The 19,332-nt window shown below is 46.9% G+C and carries 12 protein-coding genes; 8 read left to right on the top strand and 4 right to left on the bottom strand.

The features are described from left to right. Nucleotides 1-88: 88 nt before the first annotated feature. Nucleotides 89-3,007, bottom strand: a complete 2,919-nt coding sequence (locus D3H65_RS12785) for a triple tyrosine motif-containing protein (RefSeq protein WP_162915603.1) — start codon at nt 3,005-3,007, stop codon at nt 89-91. Nucleotides 3,008-3,226: 219 nt separating this feature from the next. Here D3H65_RS12785 and D3H65_RS12780 point away from each other — a divergent pair, with 219 nt between their 5' ends. From D3H65_RS12780 to D3H65_RS12765, 4 genes are all read left to right on the top strand, one after another. After that, entirely contained in the window at nt 3,227-6,334 is a 3,108-nt protein-coding gene (locus D3H65_RS12780) for a SusC/RagA family TonB-linked outer membrane protein (protein WP_119050685.1), read from the top strand. Between the two features lie 21 nt (nt 6,335-6,355). Continuing rightward, complete coding sequence (locus D3H65_RS12775; protein ID WP_119050684.1) at nt 6,356-7,888, top strand: RagB/SusD family nutrient uptake outer membrane protein; 1,533 nt, start codon at nt 6,356-6,358, stop codon at nt 7,886-7,888. 357 nt (nt 7,889-8,245) lie between these two features. Continuing rightward, on the top strand, nt 8,246-10,648 hold the full coding sequence (locus D3H65_RS12770) for a carbohydrate-binding protein (protein ID WP_162915602.1): 2,403 nt from the start codon (nt 8,246-8,248) through the stop codon (nt 10,646-10,648). 88 nt (nt 10,649-10,736) lie between these two features. After that, on the top strand, nt 10,737-12,659 hold the full coding sequence (locus D3H65_RS12765; RefSeq protein ID WP_119050682.1) for a hypothetical protein: 1,923 nt from the start codon (nt 10,737-10,739) through the stop codon (nt 12,657-12,659). A gap of 448 nt (nt 12,660-13,107) precedes the next feature. On the opposite strand, the gene D3H65_RS12755 is transcribed toward D3H65_RS12765, so the two are convergent. Continuing rightward, on the bottom strand, nt 13,108-13,473 hold the full coding sequence (locus D3H65_RS12755; RefSeq protein ID WP_119054496.1) for a winged helix-turn-helix transcriptional regulator: 366 nt from the start codon (nt 13,471-13,473) through the stop codon (nt 13,108-13,110). Between the two features lie 415 nt (nt 13,474-13,888). On the opposite strand from D3H65_RS12755, the gene D3H65_RS12750 reads away from it, so the two are divergent. Together D3H65_RS12750 and D3H65_RS12745 are read left to right on the top strand one after the other, a co-directional pair. Next, nucleotides 13,889-14,365 carry a group II truncated hemoglobin gene (locus tag D3H65_RS12750; RefSeq protein WP_119050680.1) on the top strand — a complete coding sequence of 159 codons (477 nt, stop codon included), beginning with the start codon at nt 13,889-13,891 and terminating at the stop codon, nt 14,363-14,365. Nucleotides 14,366-14,417: 52 nt separating this feature from the next. Then, a complete protein-coding gene (locus tag D3H65_RS12745) occupies nt 14,418-14,765 on the top strand; it encodes a hypothetical protein (RefSeq protein WP_162915601.1) in 348 nt (115 codons plus the stop codon). Here the strand turns inward: D3H65_RS12745 and D3H65_RS12740 are convergent. Continuing rightward, nucleotides 14,760-15,635, bottom strand: a complete 876-nt coding sequence (locus tag D3H65_RS12740) for a helix-turn-helix transcriptional regulator (protein ID WP_162915600.1) — start codon at nt 15,633-15,635, stop codon at nt 14,760-14,762. The genes D3H65_RS12745 and D3H65_RS12740 overlap by 6 nt on opposite strands. A 145-nt stretch (nt 15,636-15,780) precedes the next feature. Here D3H65_RS12740 and D3H65_RS12735 point away from each other — a divergent pair, with 145 nt between their 5' ends. Then, entirely contained in the window at nt 15,781-18,045 is a 2,265-nt protein-coding gene (locus tag D3H65_RS12735; RefSeq protein ID WP_119054495.1) for an ATP-binding cassette domain-containing protein, read from the top strand. A gap of 5 nt (nt 18,046-18,050) precedes the next feature. On the opposite strand, the gene D3H65_RS12730 is transcribed toward D3H65_RS12735, so the two are convergent. Beyond that, the gene (locus tag D3H65_RS12730) at nt 18,051-18,461 is read right to left on the bottom strand and encodes a c-type cytochrome (RefSeq protein WP_211345672.1); all 411 of its coding nucleotides are present in this window, start codon (nt 18,459-18,461) and stop codon (nt 18,051-18,053) included. A gap of 166 nt (nt 18,462-18,627) precedes the next feature. Here D3H65_RS12730 and D3H65_RS12725 point away from each other — a divergent pair, with 166 nt between their 5' ends. Beyond that, nucleotides 18,628-19,251: an RNA polymerase sigma-70 factor gene (locus D3H65_RS12725; protein ID WP_119050677.1), complete on the top strand. Its 624-nt coding sequence runs from the start codon at nt 18,628-18,630 to the stop codon at nt 19,249-19,251. Nucleotides 19,252-19,332 lie beyond the last annotated feature (81 nt).

The raw sequence follows: 19,332 nt of genomic DNA, 5'->3' as shown, positions 1-19,332 counted from the left end.
GGTGCAAATATAGGGTAGGGGACGATAGAGGTTGATCACCCTTTTCTATTAGTTAATAGATTATATCTATCAGGCCAGAATAGAAACATTATGCCTTTGTCTCAATCGCCTCCAGCAAATAAGCATTCAGTGATACTTCACCCGGAATGCCCAGCTTTCGGCGCAGGCGGTAACGACTGGTTTCGACGCCGCGTACGGATATGCCCAGTAACTGAGCGATCTCTTTGGAAGTTAGGTCGATATGCAGGTAGGCACACAGTTTCAGATCGGTAGTGGTGAGAGAGGGAAAATGCTTCTTTACACGCGCCAGGAAATTGCTATGTACCTCATCAAAGTGACGGGAGAAATGTTCCCAGTCCTCTTCATTGTTCTCTGCTTCTTCAAATAACCGCATTACCCTTTTAAAATGATCCTGGGTTACAGTAGGTTCCAGCTTTTTAACAGTTGTAGTGAGGACTTCCTTGATATTGGAAAGCACCCGGCCGCGGTCAACAAGGTGCATGGTGACTGTAGCCAGCTCCCGGTTCTTGAAATTGACATCGGATGCCAGCTTATCGTTTTGTACTTTGATCAGTTCTTTTTCATTTCGTTCCAGTTCCAGTTGGTGCAGGGAGATCAGGTGTTCCTGCTTTTGCTGGTATTTTTGCTGTTGGTTGGCAAACTTCTGCTTCTGCCTTCTGTACAATAAGTACATCAAGCTGATCAATAACAAAGTATAAATAGCTTTAGCCACATTGGTTTGATAAAAAGCGGGCAATATGGTAAAACTGTATTTGCCTTCATTCGATTCAATCCCCAGGTTATTGCGGGCTTTTACTGTAAACGTGTAATTGCCATAGGGAAGGTTGGTGTAGTCTTTTTCTGTTTTGGTTGTCCACTCGCTCCAGGTATTGTTGAATCCTAGGAGGCGGTAACTGTATTCAATACTACTGCCCTGGTCGTAGGAAGGAGAGGCATATTCAAAATGGAAATCATTGAATCCATGCGGCAATTTCGCTGTTCTGTTGTCGGGCTGTATGGGTAGCAGGGTACTGTCATTGGCAAAATAGCCGCCAAAGAGCAGGGTGTCTGATTTGCCTATAGCTTTTACAGTACCTATTGAAATGGCCGGGCTGGCAGCCGATTGAATGTATTTACGGTAGTTCAGGTGGTATAATCCTTTCTCTGCTGCCAGGAAGACATTCTCATCATCATGGGGATAAATGTATTCAAATCCATTGACGATCTTTTGCTGCAATTCAGGAAAATTAATAATGGAATAAGGTTGGGTATCCGAAGGTTTATGGAAATCAATGATGCCTGGCCGCCGGTTGGAGGTAAACCAGATATTACCATTTACATCTTCTGCCAGGAATTGTACTGCCATATCTGCGAATACCGGATGCAGCAGCGCCGATTGTACAAAGCGATTGGTGACAGGGTTGTATTCGTAGATGCCATGGCGGGTAGCTATCACTATCCGGTTTCGGATCCGGTAAACGAAGTTGTCATAATCAGATGGCAACCCATCCTTGCTCGTGTACAAGGTATAATGGAGTGAATCGCCCGGCAGGCTTATTTTATAAATACCGCGGTAGGGATGCGATGCCCAGATGGTATCATCATTGTCCACTGCCAGGAAACGAAGGGATTCTTTCAGTCCATCCAGGTGAGCCGGGGCAGAGAAGCCCTGCGCGCCGGTTTTTGCACCATACAAGCCGTTGTAGGCGCCGATCAATACATTATAAGGTGAAGAGGACGAGCTGTACGGTTTGTAAAGCCAGCAGCCCTTTTCGGTCATTAATTGAGTAGCGTTGTTCTTACTGATCACAAAGGCGCCTTCATGGTGACCCATCAATAACTGATTATTGATCACGGAAAGGTTCCAAACCTGTCCCTTGCTATTGGCTACCTGCTGAAAGCGGTTATCAGAGAAGCTTAGATCGCTGGTGCTGCACAAAGGAGTACTGTACAGCCCATCTGAAGTACCAACAAAGAGCTTATTATCAAATATCTGGGCAGCATAAGTAGTGAGCAGGTTCTTTTTGTTGGGATAGATCTGCTTAATGAAAGTATTGTACCGGATAAAATCTATCCCATTGTCCAGCGCCAGCCAGATATTTTGACGGTTGTCAGCAAAGAGCCGGAGTACATTATTGTTCTGTAACCCTTCCTCCATGCTGAAATGCTGGATGATCTTTCCCGTGGCTTTATTCACAATATAACAGCCATCTGAAGTAGTCCCTACTGCCATTTCCGTGTCGTTCAGGGCAATGGCACTATAAATACGACTGGCGGCAAAAATACCATCGGCTTCCGTTTTTTTGGGTATCAGTTGGTTGCCGCTGATGGTAAACAGACCATTTTTATTAGTAGCGATCAGTAAGTTCCCTTTTTCATCTTCCAGTAAACCAGTCACCAGTATATCCTGAAGGGAAAAATTGCCGGGAATAGCTTTCCAGTGTCCTAGTTCATACTTCATTAGCCCTTCCTGCAGATCCTGGGCATACAAGCCTTTGTTGGTTTTAAAGAGCTTCCGCCATTCTCTGGGGGCCGGATGCACCTTCATGCGTCCATCCCTGTATTCCAGTATCATGTTGAATACCCGGAAAATAACAGCGTCTTCGTACAGTTCGATGTCCCATACGTCCGCCACTTCCTTCCAGTCTGGTGGCAGCAGGTGCTTGAGCGAGTGGTACTGAAGGGTACCGGTATGATCGGGGAAGTAATACCCCAGTTCATCCTGAGCGCCGACATATATATAACCCCGCTTATCCACTTTTACGGAACGCAAACGGGTATGATTGGCAATAGGATATAGTTTCCAAAACTGTCCATCAAAGGTGAGCAGGCCTTCGGTATTGGCAAAGTACATCACCCCACGGCCGTCGATGGCCAGGTCCCAATTCTGGCCGCCTCCCCGGTATTGTTCCTTGGGGTAATTGATGATATCCGGAAAACCGATGGTGTTTTGGGCCTCTGCTGAAAAAAGGAATAGAGAAAAAAACAGCACTAGCAGCAATCTCATACAGCAATCGTTTGCGTAAAAATAGGGGAAAATTATCTTGTAGTAGTTCTGGCGTAAAGGGCACACATTGACAACCAATATATTAATTTTTTTTGTAGTAGTAATGACGTACGCCTGAAAGCGGTTTGGGAATAGTGTTAGGAGTAAATTGGATATGCCCTGCTTGCTAAGGGTTAAGACCTCCATTTTATTACTAACTGATTCTTAAACTGCTTGTGTATGAAAAAAACAATTGCTTGCACCTTTCTATTACTATGCCTGTTACTATCGCCCACCGTCTGGGCCCAGCAACAACAGGTAACCGGTAAGATCAACGACAAAGACGGTACGCCCATCGCCGGCGCTTCTATCTCAGTAAAAGGCACTACCCGCGGAACATTAACGGATACCAATGGCAGGTTCACCATAGCCGTTTCTAACGGTGACGTACTGGTATTCAAGCATATTGGATACGGTGAACAGGAATATGCAGCTGATAAAGTGCCTGCTGTTATCCTGTTGGCTGCCAAAGTTGCCGACCTGGATGATATAGTAGTGATAGGGTATGGTACACAAAAGAAAAGCGTAACTACCGGCGCCATCTCCCGGGTAAAAGCTACCGACCTTGAAAACATGCCCATTAACAGGGTGGAAGATGCCTTACAGGGCAGGGCATCGGGTATTACCATCGCGTCCAACAGCGGTCAGCCGGGATCGGCAGCTACGGTGAGGGTGCGCGGTATTACCACACTCAATAATAACAACCCGCTGTGGGTGATCGATGGCGTAGTGGTGGATGCAGGCGGTATTGGTTTTCTCAACCAATCCGATATCGAGTCCATTGAAGTACTGAAAGACGCTGCCTCCCAGGCCATTTATGGCTCCCGCGCTGCTACAGGCGTTATCCTGGTCACTACCAAAAAGGGTAAGACCGGTAAGATGAGTATTGCTTATAACGGCTTTTATGGTACATCGGCGCCGGCCAAAAAGCTGAAGCTCCTGGATGCCACCCAATACGCCACCCTCCGGAATGAAGCAGCTGTGAACGCCGGTAAGCCAGCGCCTTATGCCAACCCTGCCTCCTTCGGTAAAGGAACAGACTGGCAGGACCAGATCTTTAATAATGATGCCCGAAGGCATAACCACGAATTGAGTATCAGTGGTGGCAGTGAGAAGTCTACCTTTTATATGTCCCTCGGTTTCCTGAGCCAGGAAGGTATTGTGGCTACTGATATTTCGAAGTACCAGCGATTGAATGTGCGTATTAATTCTACCCATAAGATCACCCCTTGGCTTAGCCTGGGAGAGAACATAGGATATGCGCATGATAAATCAGTTGGTTTGGGTAATACCAATAGTGAGTTTGGCGGGCCCTTATCGGCTTCCATTAACCTCGATCCCATTACGCCCGTGGTGGAAACAGACCCCGCAAAGATTGCAGCGGCGCCTTATACCAACAGGGGGGTACGACTGGATCCCCAGGGCCGACTCTATGGGATATCTACCACAGTAGGGCAGGAAATGACCAACCCGCTGGCATTTATACAAACCCGCCTGGGCAATTACAGCTGGAGTGATAATGTGGTGGGTAATATGTATGCGGAAGTATCACCGGTCAAAGGATTAAAGATCAAATCTACTTTTGGTCTTAAACTGTCTTTCTGGGGTGATGAAGCATTTACCCCGGTATTCTGGCTCAATGCTACCAATAGTACCACACAGACCAATTTCCGCAGAACCAACAACCGCCGCTTTGACTATAACCTTGAAAATACCATTGTATATACCCGCAGTTTCGGGGATCATAATATATCGGTACTGGCCGGACAAGGCGCTTACCTGGAGAACAATACCAGGATGACAAGTGTAACCTTCTTCAATATTCCGGCCGATAACTTTAAGGAAGCTTCACTCAACTTCAAAGTGCCTGCCGATCAGCGTAATACCGATGGGTCGGAAGGGATTGAGCACATGGTGACCTCCCTTTTCGGACGGGTGACCTACGACTACCAGGAGAAATACCTGGCGCAGGCCCTGGTAAGAAGGGATGGTTCTTCCCGCTTTGGTCCTAATAAACTCTATGGTGTATTTCCCTCCTTCATGTTGGGATGGGTAGCTTCCAAAGAGGATTTCTTCCCTGCCAATTCCGGTATCAACTTCTTGAAATTCCGTGCTGGTTATGGTGCCGTAGGTAATGATAATATTGGTGACTTTGCCTTTGTTTCAACTGTGGGTAGCGGCCGTAATTACACCATTGGCACCTCTGGTAGCTATTCGCCCGGTTACAGTCCCAATGCCCCTTCCAATCCCAACCTGAAATGGGAAGAAACACGAACTACCAATATCGGATTTGATGCTGTAGTGTTTGATAATTTCAATGTGACTGTTGAATGGTTCAATAAGAAGACCGTGGATATCCTGCAAAATCCCCGGATCCCTGGTTATGTAGGTGCGATTGGTAATCCCGCCGCCAATATCGGCAGCGTGAAAAACTCCGGTATTGAACTGGAACTGGGCTACCGCAAACGTATGGGTGAACTAAATTTCTCCGTGAATGGTAATGTATCGTGGATGAAGAACGAAGTGACTTTCCTGGGTAATAATATTAAGTTCCTTTCAGGTGGCGCCGGATTTCAGTCTATGAACTTTGGATCTATTACACGTACACAGGTTGGCGAGGCCATTGGTTCTTTTTATGGCCTTAAGACTTTGGGCCTCTTCCAAACCCAGGCCGATGTAGATGCTTATGTAGGCAAGAGTGGTGCTAAAATACAGCCTGATGCCAAACCAGGCGATTTCAGGTGGCAGGATACTGATGGCAGTGGTTCTATTGATGAAGCTGACCGCATATTCCTGGGCAACCCAACACCCACCTGGACCTATGGTTTCACCATCAACCTCGATTACAAAGGTTTTGATGCGGTGATCTTCGGTCAGGGCGCTGCCGGCAACAAGATATTCCAGGGACTTCGCCGTTTGGATATTGGCAATGCCAATTGGCAGGAGAAAACACTGGGCCGCTGGACAGGGCCAGGTACTTCCAATAACAATCCCCGCCTGAATGTTGATGATCCCAATAAGAACTATAATAATCCCTCTGACTTCTACCTGGAAGACGGTGGTTATTTCAGGTTGAAAACATTGCAAATAGGTTATTCTTTAACCGGCAACATTATTAAGAAAGCGGGATTGAATAAAGTGCGCTTTTATGTGATGAGCCAAAACCTGTTCACCATTACAAAATACACCGGTTATGACCCTGAGATCGGTGGTGCTGTACTGAGTATTGACAGGGGCATTTATCCGCAGGCGCGTTCCTTCATGCTAGGTATCAACCTCGGCTTCTAATCACCTTTAAAACCAAGTAAAATGACAACAAAACAAATAACATATAGTATGCTGGTGGCTGCTGGTATTTTCACAGCAGCCTGCGACAAAGCATTCCTGGAAGCAGAACCGAAAGGCCAATTCCTGGAAGATAAGTATTACCGCAATGAACAGGAAGCCTACAACGGCCTGGTGGCTGTATATGATGTGGTAGGCTGGCAGGCCAATGGTTATGTAACCAAGATCGGCACCATGGACGCTGCCTCAGATGATCATTTTGCCGGTGGCGGTGGTCCCAATGATGTAACACAGTACCAGGTAATATCCAACTATACCCTCACGCCTTCCGTTGGGCCGCAGGCCGATCTTTGGGCTAAAGGCTTTTCTGGTGCTTTCAGGGCCAATACGCTGCTTCAAAAACTGCCTAAAGTACCCATGGATGAGAATAACAAAAAGCGCTTTGCAGCAGAAGCCAAATTCCTGCGGGCTTATTTCTATTTCGACCTGGTACGTTTCTTTAAAGCTATTCCCCTGCTTACAGAACCCGTGTCGCCCGAGAAAATGTATGACGTACCACAGGTAACATCCGATGTGGTATACGCGCAGATCGAGAAGGACCTGAAGGAAGCGTTCACCGATCTGCCGGCCAGTCTTACTTTGTCTACCCAGGCTGGCCGTGCTACCAAAGCGGCTGCACAGGCTTTATTGGGTAAGGTATACCTGTGGCAGAAGAAATATCCCCAGGCTATTACAGAGTTTGCTGCTGTAAATGGCACTCCTGGTGGTACCGGCCAATATGGTAACAAGTTATTCTCTTCTTTTGCCGGTTTGTTTCAATTGGCCAATGAATTTAACAGTGAGTCTATCTTTGAGATTTCCTATACCAATACTTCTGCTGGTGGCTGGGGTTGTGTATCCTGCACAGAAGGCAATGTGCTGAACATTATGACAGGCCCCCGTGGGTATAACCGCAAGGACCCGGCTGCACCTGATTATGTTTCAGGTTGGAGTTTCCTGCCTGTTACGGAAGATCTGTTCAATGCCATGAAAGACGATCCCCGGTTGAATGCGACGATTGCCAACCTGAAACAATTGGAAGACGACGGGAAAGTTACTTACCAGAAAGGATACATGAATACAGGTTATTTCCTGGAAAAAACAGCCGGCCGCGAATCGTTTAAATGGACTGGTGCTGGTAATATGGAGTTAAACTTTCCCAAGAATATGTATGATATGCGTCTCGCTGATATTTACCTGCTGGAAGCAGAAGCGCTGGTAATGACCAATGGAGATCTTACCCGGGCAGCTGCGTTGTTGAATGCTGTACGTGACCGTGCATACGGTGATAACCTGCACCATGTAGCCGCCACACTGCAAAACATCAAGCTGGAAAGAAGGCTTGAACTGGCCGGTGAAGGTCATCGCTGGCTCGATCTGGTACGCTGGGGTGATGCACCTGCTGTATTGGGGCCAAGAGGATTTAAGGCTGGCAAACACGAATACCTGCCGATCCCATTATTAGAACTGGAAAACACCAAGATAGAACAACTGAAAGAGTGGGGAGGAACCAAGTAATCTTGTAGACCTGACAGGTTTGTTTGCCTCGGGGGGCGAAGCCTGTCAGTTCTCTTTGAATGATATTTACCTTTTGATACAGGCAGTTAGCGTTATTGATAGATAACGCTTCGCGTTTCGCAAGCAATCACTTAAAGGTGGAACGCATTTACCTTTCCAGGTTGAATGCTTCCACTTTTTTTCTAATGACTGTCAGCCTGAGCCTGTCGAAAGCAGCTTCGATAAACTCAGTCCCGCGAAGCGGGATAAACTCTGACATTTGTATCTACTCTCCACGCAACATTCGCAACACTCCATCAGGGTATGCCTGAGGCATGCCTTCGTGAAAACCGTTTGTTCATTAAAAACATATATGTCATGAGATTAAACCTACGGAAAGTAGTCAGGCTGCTGTATGTATATGGCAGTCTCTTAACGATGCTTGTTGTGTGCCATACTGCTACAGCTCAATTATCGCGGTTGCGGGCAGATGGACAACGTATTGTAAATGCCAGCAACCAGGAAGTGATCCTCAAAGGGGTAGGCCTGGGAGGTTGGCTTTTACAGGAAGGGTATATGATGAATCCCAACTCAGGTGGTACCCAATGGTCTTTTAAACGCATCCTGTATAATCAGGGGCAAACAGATGCGCAGGTAGATGCATTTTATCAAAGCTGGCGCAACAACTTTATTACGCAGGCCGATATCAACTGGATAGCCGACCAGGGTTTTAATTGTGTACGCATTCCCATGCACTATGAATTGTTCCTCACTGCTTCCCAAATGGCAGTACGGAATACCGTAGCGCGTAATTCGGCCAATTACACCAATTATGTGAACTCCATGCAAACCTGGTATAATAATAACCAGTTATTTACCGATCCCAATACCGAAGGGTTCAGAACATTGGAGAATTGCCTCAATTGGTGCGCTGCACGTGGTATGTATGTGATCGTAGACCTGCATGCCGCGCCGGGTGCGCAGGGTTCTGATGCCAATATCTCCGATGCGCTGGTGGGCAATGATCTTTGGAACAGGAGCCTTTTCCAGGATGTAACGGTAAGGCTGTGGCAGGCAATTGTAACCCGCTATATCAACAACAATACAGTAGCATTCTGGGACCTGCTCAATGAGCCCAACAATGTACCGGGCGGCGGGCCTGCTATCTTCAATTTGACCAACCGGCTGGTCAATGCTGTACGCGCTTTAGGCGATTCACACCTGATCATGATCGAGGGCAATGGATTTGGGAATAATTATGATTACCTCGAACCCAATAATTTCACCAACCGTACGAATCTTGTTTACAATGCACACCGCTACTGGATACCGGAAGGCGATGACAATATAAGGGATGGCAATCCCAACCAGATCAACCGCCTCATCAACCTCACTGAGTTCCGAACCCGCTGGAACGTACCGGTATGGGTAGGAGAAACAGGAGAAAATTCCGATGCCTGGCTGCGGCAGAATGTAGACAAACTCAATGGCGCGGGTATCGGCTGGTGCCACTGGACCTATAAAAGAACGAGCTCCAGCGCCAATGCTGCCTTGCGCAGGATCGTAGGACCGCCCTATCTTACCGATGGCGTATCGGCCATGAGTGGTGTATTGAACAATATACAGTTTGCCAATACCGTCGTGAACAGTGGGCCACTGGCCGCCGTCGATCCACGCAGGGGTGGTAGTACTACTACCTGCACCGGCAACTACAATGCTGTGCCCGGCACCTTGCAGGCAGAAGCTTATTGTGCGATGAGTGGCATACAAACGGAGACTTGTACAGATGCCGGTGGTGGACTGAATGTAGGTCATATTGAAGCCGGCGACTGGCTGGGTTACCGCATCAATGTCCCTGCGGCAGGTACTTACACTATTCAATACCGGGTAGCCAGTCTGAATGGTGGCGGTAACATCAGGCTGGAGCGCTTTGGCGGCAGCACCGTATTTGGTACGATCGCCGTACCCACAACCGGTGGCTGGCAAACCTGGCAAACCATTTCCCATACGGTCACCTTGCCAGCGGGTCAGCAGGAGATTGGAATAGCAGCCGTAGCCGGTGGGTTTAACATTAATTGGTTCAGCATCACTTCCAATATATCCTCTGCTGCGCCCATTGGACAGATCATTACCCTGCGCGGCATTAATAATATGTTCGTATCCGGTGAAAACGGCACACAGGCCATGCGTTGCAACCGGGCTACTGCTGGCGACTGGGAAAAGTTCTCGGTACTGGATGGCGGCAATGGAACGATCATGCTGAGAAGCATGGCTAAATATGTTTCTTCTGAAAACGGTGCAGCTGCCATTACCTGCAGCCGGGCTACTCCGGGCACCTGGGAACGTTTTGTATGGGTAGTGAACACGGATGGCACGATTTCACTTCGGGGGAATAATAACCTGTATGTAAGTTCTGAAAATGGTACCACAGCCATGACCTGCACACGGGCTGCCATCAGTGGTTGGGAAGCTTTTAACTGGACCTCGGTCGGTACCGTAACCAATGCGGGTGTTGAACTGGCAGTTGCATCGTCACCTGGTGTAGAAAATGGAGAGGCTGTTTTGCAGGTGTATCCCAATCCCTCAGCCGGCGCTGTTACTATTAAAACAACAGGTCCGGGTAAGGTTACCATTTTTGATCTAGCCGGCCGGCCTGTATACCAGGCTACCATCAGATCCATGCTGCAGATCAGTCACCTCAAACCCGGTGTATATACTGTGCGGGTAACAGGAGATGATCAACAAACGGCTACGAAGAAATTGATCGTGGGCGGAAAGTAAGGTACTGCTGTAACACCATTTTATAGTTCTGCGAAGCCTGCCAGCTTCGCAGAATTTTTTATTCTATCTTTATTTTAAACAATTACCCTTGAGTCATTCATTTTCCAGGAGACGTTTTATTAAGACTTCGGCAGCAGGCAGTATTGGATTGCTCGGCACATTGCAAGGAATAGATCAATGGTGGCCGCCTGGTACACAGGGGTCCGGAGAATTGTACCGGTTATGCAATCAATTGGTCACCTTATGGGGACAGTCATTGCTGAACCTGCAGTTGTTGGGTGCTGCGGCCAAAGATGACTATGGTGGTATTTATTGCCCCACCAATAAACTGGTGCACGGTAGGGTAGGGGATGCGATTTATCCCTTTCTGAGGCTAGCCAGGCAAACCAACGACCAGCGCTATGTGGATGGTGCAGTATTGTTATATCGCTGGATGGAAAGAAGGGTGAGCCAGGATGATGGCTCCTGGCTCAATGAGCCGGTGAAGGGCGCCTGGAAAGGTACCACCATCTTTTCGATCATTGCGTTGTGTGATGCCCTGCATTACCATGGCGATCTGCTGGATTCAAGATTTAAACAGGAGGTAAAGACCCGGTTGAAGAAGGCTGGCGATTATGTCTATAATAATTTCTCCATTGATTATGGCAATATCAATTATCCCATTGCAGCAGCTTATGGTTTATCCTTATTGGGTGAACTGCTGGACATTCAGTCATACAAAGTGAAGGGAAGGGAATTTGCCCAACTGGCGCTTTCTCATATTACGAAAAAAGATGGTTTCCTATATGGAGAAGGGGATGTTTATCAACCCAGCGCTAAGGGGTGTTATGCTATTGACCTTGGGTACAATGTGGAAGAGTCACTTCCTAACCTGGTATTGTACGGTTTGTTGACAAAAGATGAGGAAGTATTGCAGGCTGTTACCAGGTTATTGCAGACGCATATGGAATTTATGCTGCCCGATGGCGGTTGGGACAATAGCTGGGGTACGCGCAATTACAAATGGACGTACTGGGGTAGCAGGACTTCCGATGGATGTCAGCCTGCCTATACCTTACTGGCCGATCGTGATCCACGGTTTTATAAAGTAGCGCTAAAGAATACCCAATTGCTGCAGCAATGCACGCATGACGGCCTGTTGTATGGCGGCCCCCATTATGTATCGCACAAAGTGCCGCCCAGTGTGCACCATACGTTTTGTCATATCAAAGCGTTGACCACCATTCTCGATCAGGCGCCGGTAAAGCTCACAACAGCCGAAGATAAACTAGTGCTGCCAAGAGAAGTTGCTTATGGCAGTCGCTTTTTTGCAGATATACAAACCTGGCTTATCAGTAAAGGAAGTTTCAGGGCTACTGTGACGGGTTATGATAAAGAATACAAAAAAACGAAGCAGGGCCATGCTACCGGCGGAACCCTTACCATGCTATGGCATGAAGCCACCGGACCACTGGTAGCTGCCAGCATGAATGAATACCAGCTTTTTGAAGCCGGCAATATGCAGGTGGATACCGATCCTGTGTCGATGACCTTAACCCCACGTATAGAATGGCGGTCCGGTGAAAACCTGTACATGAATATCAGTGACCTGGGCGCATCTATCCAGGAGAAAACGAGCCATGGTGTGATAACGGTGAGCAGCCGGTCGAGGCTTGTTAATAAAGACCAGCAGGACCCTCCAAAGGGACCCGTTATGTGTACGGTGCAGTATACTTTCACCAACAACATGGTGGCCTGCAGGTTTCGGTATGAGGGCACTGTGCCGGATGGTATTATCAGTGTCATTTTTCCTGTCATTTCTAGAAGTACTGAGCAGGTAAAGGCTGTGAATGATCACACATTTACTATCGACAAAGGAAATGTAACCGTAAAGGTGACTTCCAACCAGGATATACTGCTTTCGCCTACCACAACAGGGCGGGTGTTCAATTTTGTACCGGGCCTGGAGGCCATCCCGCTGGCTATGGAAGGCAGGGATGTGAAGGTGGAACTGGCGATATTAAAAAAATAAGGCTCACCTACATGGGCGCAGTTGCGGATTTGCTTATTGGTTGTCAGTGGACCTTGAAAAACAGGTTGCTTTGGGACATATAGAGGTAAGAAAGTAAAGACGCAATCCATGAGTTTGTCCGAACTGAAAATTGCATTGGATAAAGCCGGCACGATTAATAAAACCTCCTTAAATGACGTTCAAACTGAAGAAAATAGGGCAAACAGTGCTGTTCTACGGTGTCTTGATCCTTGCAATAACCATTGGTCAAAGGATTGACCCGGGCGGCCCTTGTGAGCCAGGACTCGGTATGATGTTGACTTTTTTGTTCTTTCCAATATGTATCATCCTATTTGTCTGGAACTTTTACCAAAGCATTATAAAAAAAAGGAAAGACTATTTACCCTCTTTTATTATTCATGGGCTCGTGATCATTACTTTTTGTGTTGGTGTAGCCATTAGTTAAAGATTACTTGTACAGGTGCTGATCCCTCATATAATCAATTCCATGTTTCTTCAGGTAATCGATGCCCCATTGGCTGACGAATTCATAAAGGGGCGCCATCGATTTACCGTCTGCTGATAGATAATATTCCACGCGGAGGGGCTTCACGGAAAGGACTTCCTTTTCTATAAGTTTATCCCGTTCCAGTTCCTTCAATTGCTGACTCAGCATCTTTTCTGAAATACCGGGCAGGTTTTCCCGGATGGCGCTATAGCTTTTCCGGTCAAACTGATGCAGGTGGGAGAGTATTAGCAATTTCCACTTACCACTGATGAATTCAAGGGTAACATCTACAGGACAAGTATAAGTCTTATTGTTTAATTGTATCATGGCTTCGGGCTTGTATAACGGGCCTACTTTTTGGTTAGCTATTGTTACAGCCAATACTGCACCCCAATTTTGAAGGCATAAAAATAATACAATTTTATGCTTACAAAATCCTTATTCGCCCTGCTGCTGCTGGTTAGTACAACAATAAATCATTCCTTTCATTCCACCTCCACAAATCAGAGTATGAACACCAAATCGTATGTGGTAGATCCGATACAATATTCCCCAGGATAAAAGCGCCGATTTTGAAAAAACGTATGCTGATGCCGGCAAACACTTGCAGGCTTCTCCTTATTGTTTGGAATACAAAGTGCTGCATGGTAATGATGAAGTGAAGCCTTTTTATAATAATATTGAGGAAATGAAACATTACGACCAGACGGCTACCGCCTGGTCGAAATAAATAACAAACGATATGGAGAAGCAGATACCAACACTGTATGAATGGGCCGGAGGCCAGGAAAAGTTTGAGCTGCTGACAGAGCGGTTTTACGAAAAAGTGCAGGCGGATGAAGTCTTGTCGAAGGTATTTCAACATATGTCGCCAGCCCATGCAAAACGTGTGGCGCATTTTATAGCAGAAGTATTTGGCGGCGGTAAACTCTATACAGAAGGAGACCAGGGCAGTCATGCAAAGATGGTGCAACACCATATAGGTAAAATGCTGACGGATGATCTTAGAAAACGGTGGCTGCAGCTCTTACTGGAAACAGCCGATGAGATCGGCCTGAAAGATGACCCGGAATTCAGGTCAGCCTTTGTGGGCTACCTTGAATGGGGTAGCAGGCTGGCGGTGATCAATTCCCAGCTTCCTGAAAATCCCATTGGGCACACCGAACCCATGCCCAAATGGGGTTGGGGAGAGACGGGTGGGCCGTATATACCAGGATAATAAGTGTCCTGGTTCTTGAGCGGGAAGGAAAAATAGCTATCTTGTTTTGCATATGAGAATTCTTTTGATCATCATTGCATTCATCAACGGCGGTTATATGCTGCTGGATGGGATCTATGTCATGCTAAAGGGTAAATATATTGGACCGGAAAAGCCAGGTCCCTGGGCCAACCTGTTTAGTAAATTGGCGGTAAATATATTCAAGCTGGGACCTTTGTTTGTCGTGTATGGACTGGTGTGGCTGTTGTTCCTGTATGGGTTGTTTACCACCCAGACATGGGCTTACAAACTGGGGTTGGCCATTTCCATATTGAGCCTCTGGTATCTGCCAGTAGGTACAGTCTTATCGATTACCGTATTTATAGTGCTGATCGTTGCCAAACAAAAGATTGGCTTATAGTTGGCTCTTCAACTTGCCCGGCAGGTGGCCAAAATACTTCCTGAAAGCTTTCGAGAAATTGTAGGGATCATGGTAGCCTAACGTATAGGCTACTTCATAGATGGTGCAGGTTGACTCCAGCAGCATTTGCCGGCCATATTCCATTTTTAATTCATTGAGGTAGCTAAATACAGTTGTGCCAAATAGGTCTTTAAATCCTTTCTTCAGTTTAAAATCATTGAGCCCGCAATGCCTGGCGACCTGCAATAAGGTAATGGGCTCAAACATGTGGGCTTTGACGAAATCACGGGCCGCATACAATCTTTCCTGGTCAGCGGAAGTGAGGGCTTTTGTTTTATTGTTTTCCAGCCTATCGGCCTGCTCCGCCTGCAACAAGAATAATTCAATGACCTTCGACTCAAGGTAAAGGTCTTTCATATGACCACTGAAAGAGCAGCGGCGGATATCGGTAATAACCTGCTGCTGTTGCAGTGTAACCTCCATGGGAGTGGGGGAGATCTCTGTGGACACCTGGCGCTGCGCTTTGTCCCAAAATCGTTTCAAACATTCCACATCTGTAACCTGTAAACGTGCCATATAGCTGGCGTCCATCTCTATACAAAAACTATCTACTTCCTGGCCACCAAGCGCATAATACCCATTAAAGTGAGGTGTATATATAATGCCGTGATGCATACGGTCTATTTCTGAAATTGCACCGTCGTTATTATTGACGGCCTTACTATGTCCCTGCAGCGAAAAATACATATCGAGTATGGGTATAGCTCTTTCTTCTCTGAACTGGGATTCACGCTCTTGCAGAATATTTGCCGAGATAACTTTCACCCCTGGCAAAGGGGTGATCATAATATCCGTTTGTGCAGTGTTCAAGGCATTATTTTTTTACAAGTTAAAGCGGCAAAGTGAATATGCACAAATCATGCCCGATAAATCCTTTCAGCAGGGTATTAAATCCGCCTGCACAGGAAGGGTAAATGGCAAATTGTGCAATTTGCTGGAACTAAATCATATGACTATGCAGCAGGAGTATATCCATATCAAGGGGGCAAGGGAACATAACCTGAGAAATATATCTTTGTCCATTCCCAAGCGTAAGATCACCATTTTTACGGGTGTATCAGGGTCTGGTAAATCATCCATTGTATTTGATACCATTGGAGCGGAAGCACAGCGGCAGTTGAATGAGAATTTCAGCATGTTTATCCGCAACCGCCTCCCCAGGGTTAGTCAGCCCGATGCTGATGCAATAGAAAATCTTTCTACTGCGATCGTCATAGACCAGAAACGGCTAGGTGGCAATTCCCGCTCCACTATGGGAACCATCACTGATATTTATTCGGTACTTCGATTGTTGTTTTCAAGGATCGGTCAGCCTTTTGTGGGTTATTCCAACGTGTTTTCCTTTAATGACCCGGCAGGTATGTGTCCGGAATGCAAGGGAGTGGGTTATAAAGTAGAGATCGACCTCGATAAAATGCTGGATACCTCTAAGTCGTTGAATGAAGGGGCGATCCTGTTCCCTACATTTTCGGTCGGTTCCTGGTATTGGAAAACCTTTGTTTATTCAGGGGTATTGCCAAATGATAAGGCATTGAAAGATTATACAGAACAGGAGTGGAATAGCTTATTGTACGGACAGGCGAAGTTTGAAGTGACGTTGGACAATAATGTTCCCATCAATGCCAAATTTGAAGGGCTGGTATCGCGGTTCAACAGGATGTATATTCAAAAGGACAGTGGTGAGATGGCAGACAATACACGTCAGTCGGTAGAGCGATTCCTGAAGACAGGGCCCTGTACTTTGTGTCATGGGGCCAGGTTGAGCCAGGCTACCCTGAGCTGTAAGATCAATGGGCTGAACATTGCTGACATGGCTGCCATGGAAGTGAGTGCCCTGATCGGTGTGATCGATACCATAGAGGACAGGGTGGCAGCGCCCATGGTGGATTCTCTGGTGATGCGGTTGCAGCACCTGGATGATATTGGCCTGGGCTACCTGAGCCTTGACCGGGAAACAGCTACGCTTTCGGGAGGGGAATCGCAAAGGATCAAGATGGTCAAACACCTCAACAGCAGCCTGATCGATATGCTGTATATTTTTGATGAGCCCAGTATCGGATTGCATCCACGTGATGTGCACCGGCTCAATGAGCTGCTGATCAAATTACGCGATAAGGGTAATACTATCCTGGTGGTAGAGCATGATCCTGATGTGATAAGGATAGCTGATTACATTGTAGATGTGGGTCCTTACGCCGGGGAGCATGGAGGTCGTATTGTGTATGAGGGTGATGTGAAAGGATTGCTGAAGGCCAATACGCTGACAGGACGGTTCATGAACCGGCAGGTAGAGATCAAAGACGAATTTCGGGAACCTGCAGGATGGATACCTGTTAAGAACGCGCAGCTGCACAATCTTAAAAATGTATCGGTAAATATCCCGACGGAAGTACTTACGGTGGTAACTGGTGTGGCGGGATCGGGCAAGAGTTCACTCATCAATGGTGTATTCCTGGCGCAACATCCCGAAGCAATCGTCATTGATCAATCGGCTGTAGGTACTTCTGTTCGTTCTAATCCAGCTACGTATACAGGTATAATGGATGATATCCGGCAACTATTTGGTAAGGCTAATAAAGTAAGTCCTTCTCTTTTCAGTTTTAATTCCAAAGGGGCTTGCCCGGAGTGTCACGGACTGGGTTTTATTTTTACTGACCTTGCTTTCCTGGAGCCGGTTCGCACCACCTGCGAAATTTGTAATGGGAAACGCTTTAAGGAAGAGGTATTACAGTATACGTACAAGGATAAAAATATTACCGATGTATTGGCGATGACGGTACACCAGGCCTTGCAGTTTTTTGAGCAGAAGGAGATACGCAGGAAGGTGAAAGCCATGCATGATGTAGGATTGGATTACCTTACGCTTGGGCAGCCCCTAAGCACCTTGTCAGGCGGGGAATGTCAGCGGATCAAACTGGCCGGGGAACTGCACAAGCATGGAAGTATTTATGTGATGGATGAGCCTACTACGGGATTGCACATGTCGGATACGGGCCATTTGCTGGAGATCATCAATCGCCTGGTAGATACCGGCAACTCGGTGATCATCATTGAGCACAATATGGATATTATAAAGCAGGCAGACTGGATCATTGACCTGGGGCCGGAAGGTGGTTCCAAAGGTGGGCAGGTCTTGTTTGAAGGCACACCAAAAGGTTTGATGCAGGCCAGCCATTCCCTGACGGGCAGGCATATGCAACAGCAACAGACGGTGGCCTGAGAAAGTTATTTCTTCACTTTCTCAACATCCTTCACCGTAATGAGTTTTCCTTTATTACCCCAGGTATTGAGGATATAGGTGGTCACATCGGCTATTTCTTCATCGCTGATGTTTTGCGCAGCCATGGGCGTACTGTATTCAACACCATTTACTTTGATAGGATCATTCAAGCCATATTTGATAGCCTGGATGGCTTTTGCAGGGTTCTTTAAGAAATAATTGGAACCAGCGAGGGGTGGGATGGCGCCGGCCATGCCTTTCCCATCGGCCAGGTGGCAGGTAATGCAGAGTTCTGCATACAGTTCCTTTCCCCGGGCCTTACTTTCTTCTAATTTTTTATCCTGTGCGGGGGCCCATGCAAGCCCTGCAATGGCTGCCAGCAGGGTACCTGTGATCATTATTTGTTTGCTGAACATGGTTGAATTTATAGCTATTTAGACGCTAAATATAAGGGCATTCAATGGTTTATCACAGCCATTGCTGTAAAATATTGATAAGAAAATGCCCCTTCAGCCAAGGCCTTTTGTGGCTTTCCCGCCGTACTATAAGGATTTTGCAAAAAATTAACTGATATTTACGGCCATGTCCGCACTGCCTGACGATATACTGCTTGCCTGGCAACAACAGATTGCCCGGGGTGATGAACGCGCCTTCGATAATCTGTTCCGTCACTTTTACGGGCACCTGGTCAGTTTTGCGGTGGATATTGTAAAGCTGCGGCCGGCAGCGGAGGAGATTGTTTCGGACGTATTTGTGAAAATATGGCAAAAGAGAGCAGAGATATTGCTGATCGAAAAGCTACGGGTCTTTCTTTTCGTGGCAGTAAAAAACCAATGTTACAACCATTTGCGCAAGCATTCTCTTTGGAATGTAACGATAAGCCCTGATAATATCGCCACCCTTTCCAGCGCTTATAACCCGGAAGAGGACATGGCTTTCCGGGAACTGCAGCACCAGCTCAACAAAGCCATCGAACAACTGCCTGATCAATGTAAGCAGGTATTTAAGCTGATCAGGGAAGATGGACTTAAATACAAGGAAGTGGCGGATATTCTCGGTATTTCTCCCCGTACGGTAGAGACCCAATTGTTCCGCGCGGTGAAAAAGCTCCGTAAAGTATTGACCGAAGAGGCTGATCCCCATCAGCCCGACCTTCCCGATGTGTTGCTGCCGGTGATTCTGGTAAGCTGGTTTTTGGCATCGTGAATACGTGAGACGCAAGAAGTGAAACCTGAGCCACGGGGTATTGTAAAATATTTTTTCAGGGCTTGTACGTAATTGCTTTTA

The sequence above is a fragment of the Paraflavitalea soli genome, from assembly GCF_003555545.1.
GTDB lineage: Bacteria > Bacteroidota > Bacteroidia > Chitinophagales > Chitinophagaceae > Paraflavitalea > Paraflavitalea soli.
Note: the sequence above shows the minus strand (reverse complement) of the source record. Positions and strands in the feature narration are given on the sequence as shown.

Bases quoted from the DNA above. Each gene is read 5' to 3' on its own strand.
- D3H65_RS12725 (WP_119050677.1), top strand. From the start codon at position 18,628: ATGTCCGCACTGCCTGACGATATACTGCTTGCCTGGCAACAACAGATT.
- D3H65_RS12770 (WP_162915602.1), top strand. From the start codon at position 8,246: ATGAGATTAAACCTACGGAAAGTAGTCAGGCTGCTGTATGTATATGGC.
- D3H65_RS12735 (WP_119054495.1), top strand. From the start codon at position 15,781: ATGCAGCAGGAGTATATCCATATCAAGGGGGCAAGGGAACATAACCTG.
- D3H65_RS12755 (WP_119054496.1), bottom strand. From the start codon at position 13,473: ATGATACAATTAAACAATAAGACTTATACTTGTCCTGTAGATGTTACC.
- D3H65_RS12750 (WP_119050680.1), top strand. From the start codon at position 13,889: ATGGAGAAGCAGATACCAACACTGTATGAATGGGCCGGAGGCCAGGAA.
- D3H65_RS12730 (WP_211345672.1), bottom strand. From the start codon at position 18,461: ATGTTCAGCAAACAAATAATGATCACAGGTACCCTGCTGGCAGCCATT.
- D3H65_RS12780 (WP_119050685.1), top strand. From the start codon at position 3,227: ATGAAAAAAACAATTGCTTGCACCTTTCTATTACTATGCCTGTTACTA.
- D3H65_RS12785 (WP_162915603.1), bottom strand. From the start codon at position 3,007: ATGAGATTGCTGCTAGTGCTGTTTTTTTCTCTATTCCTTTTTTCAGCA.
- D3H65_RS12745 (WP_162915601.1), top strand. From the start codon at position 14,418: ATGAGAATTCTTTTGATCATCATTGCATTCATCAACGGCGGTTATATG.
- D3H65_RS12775 (WP_119050684.1), top strand. From the start codon at position 6,356: ATGACAACAAAACAAATAACATATAGTATGCTGGTGGCTGCTGGTATT.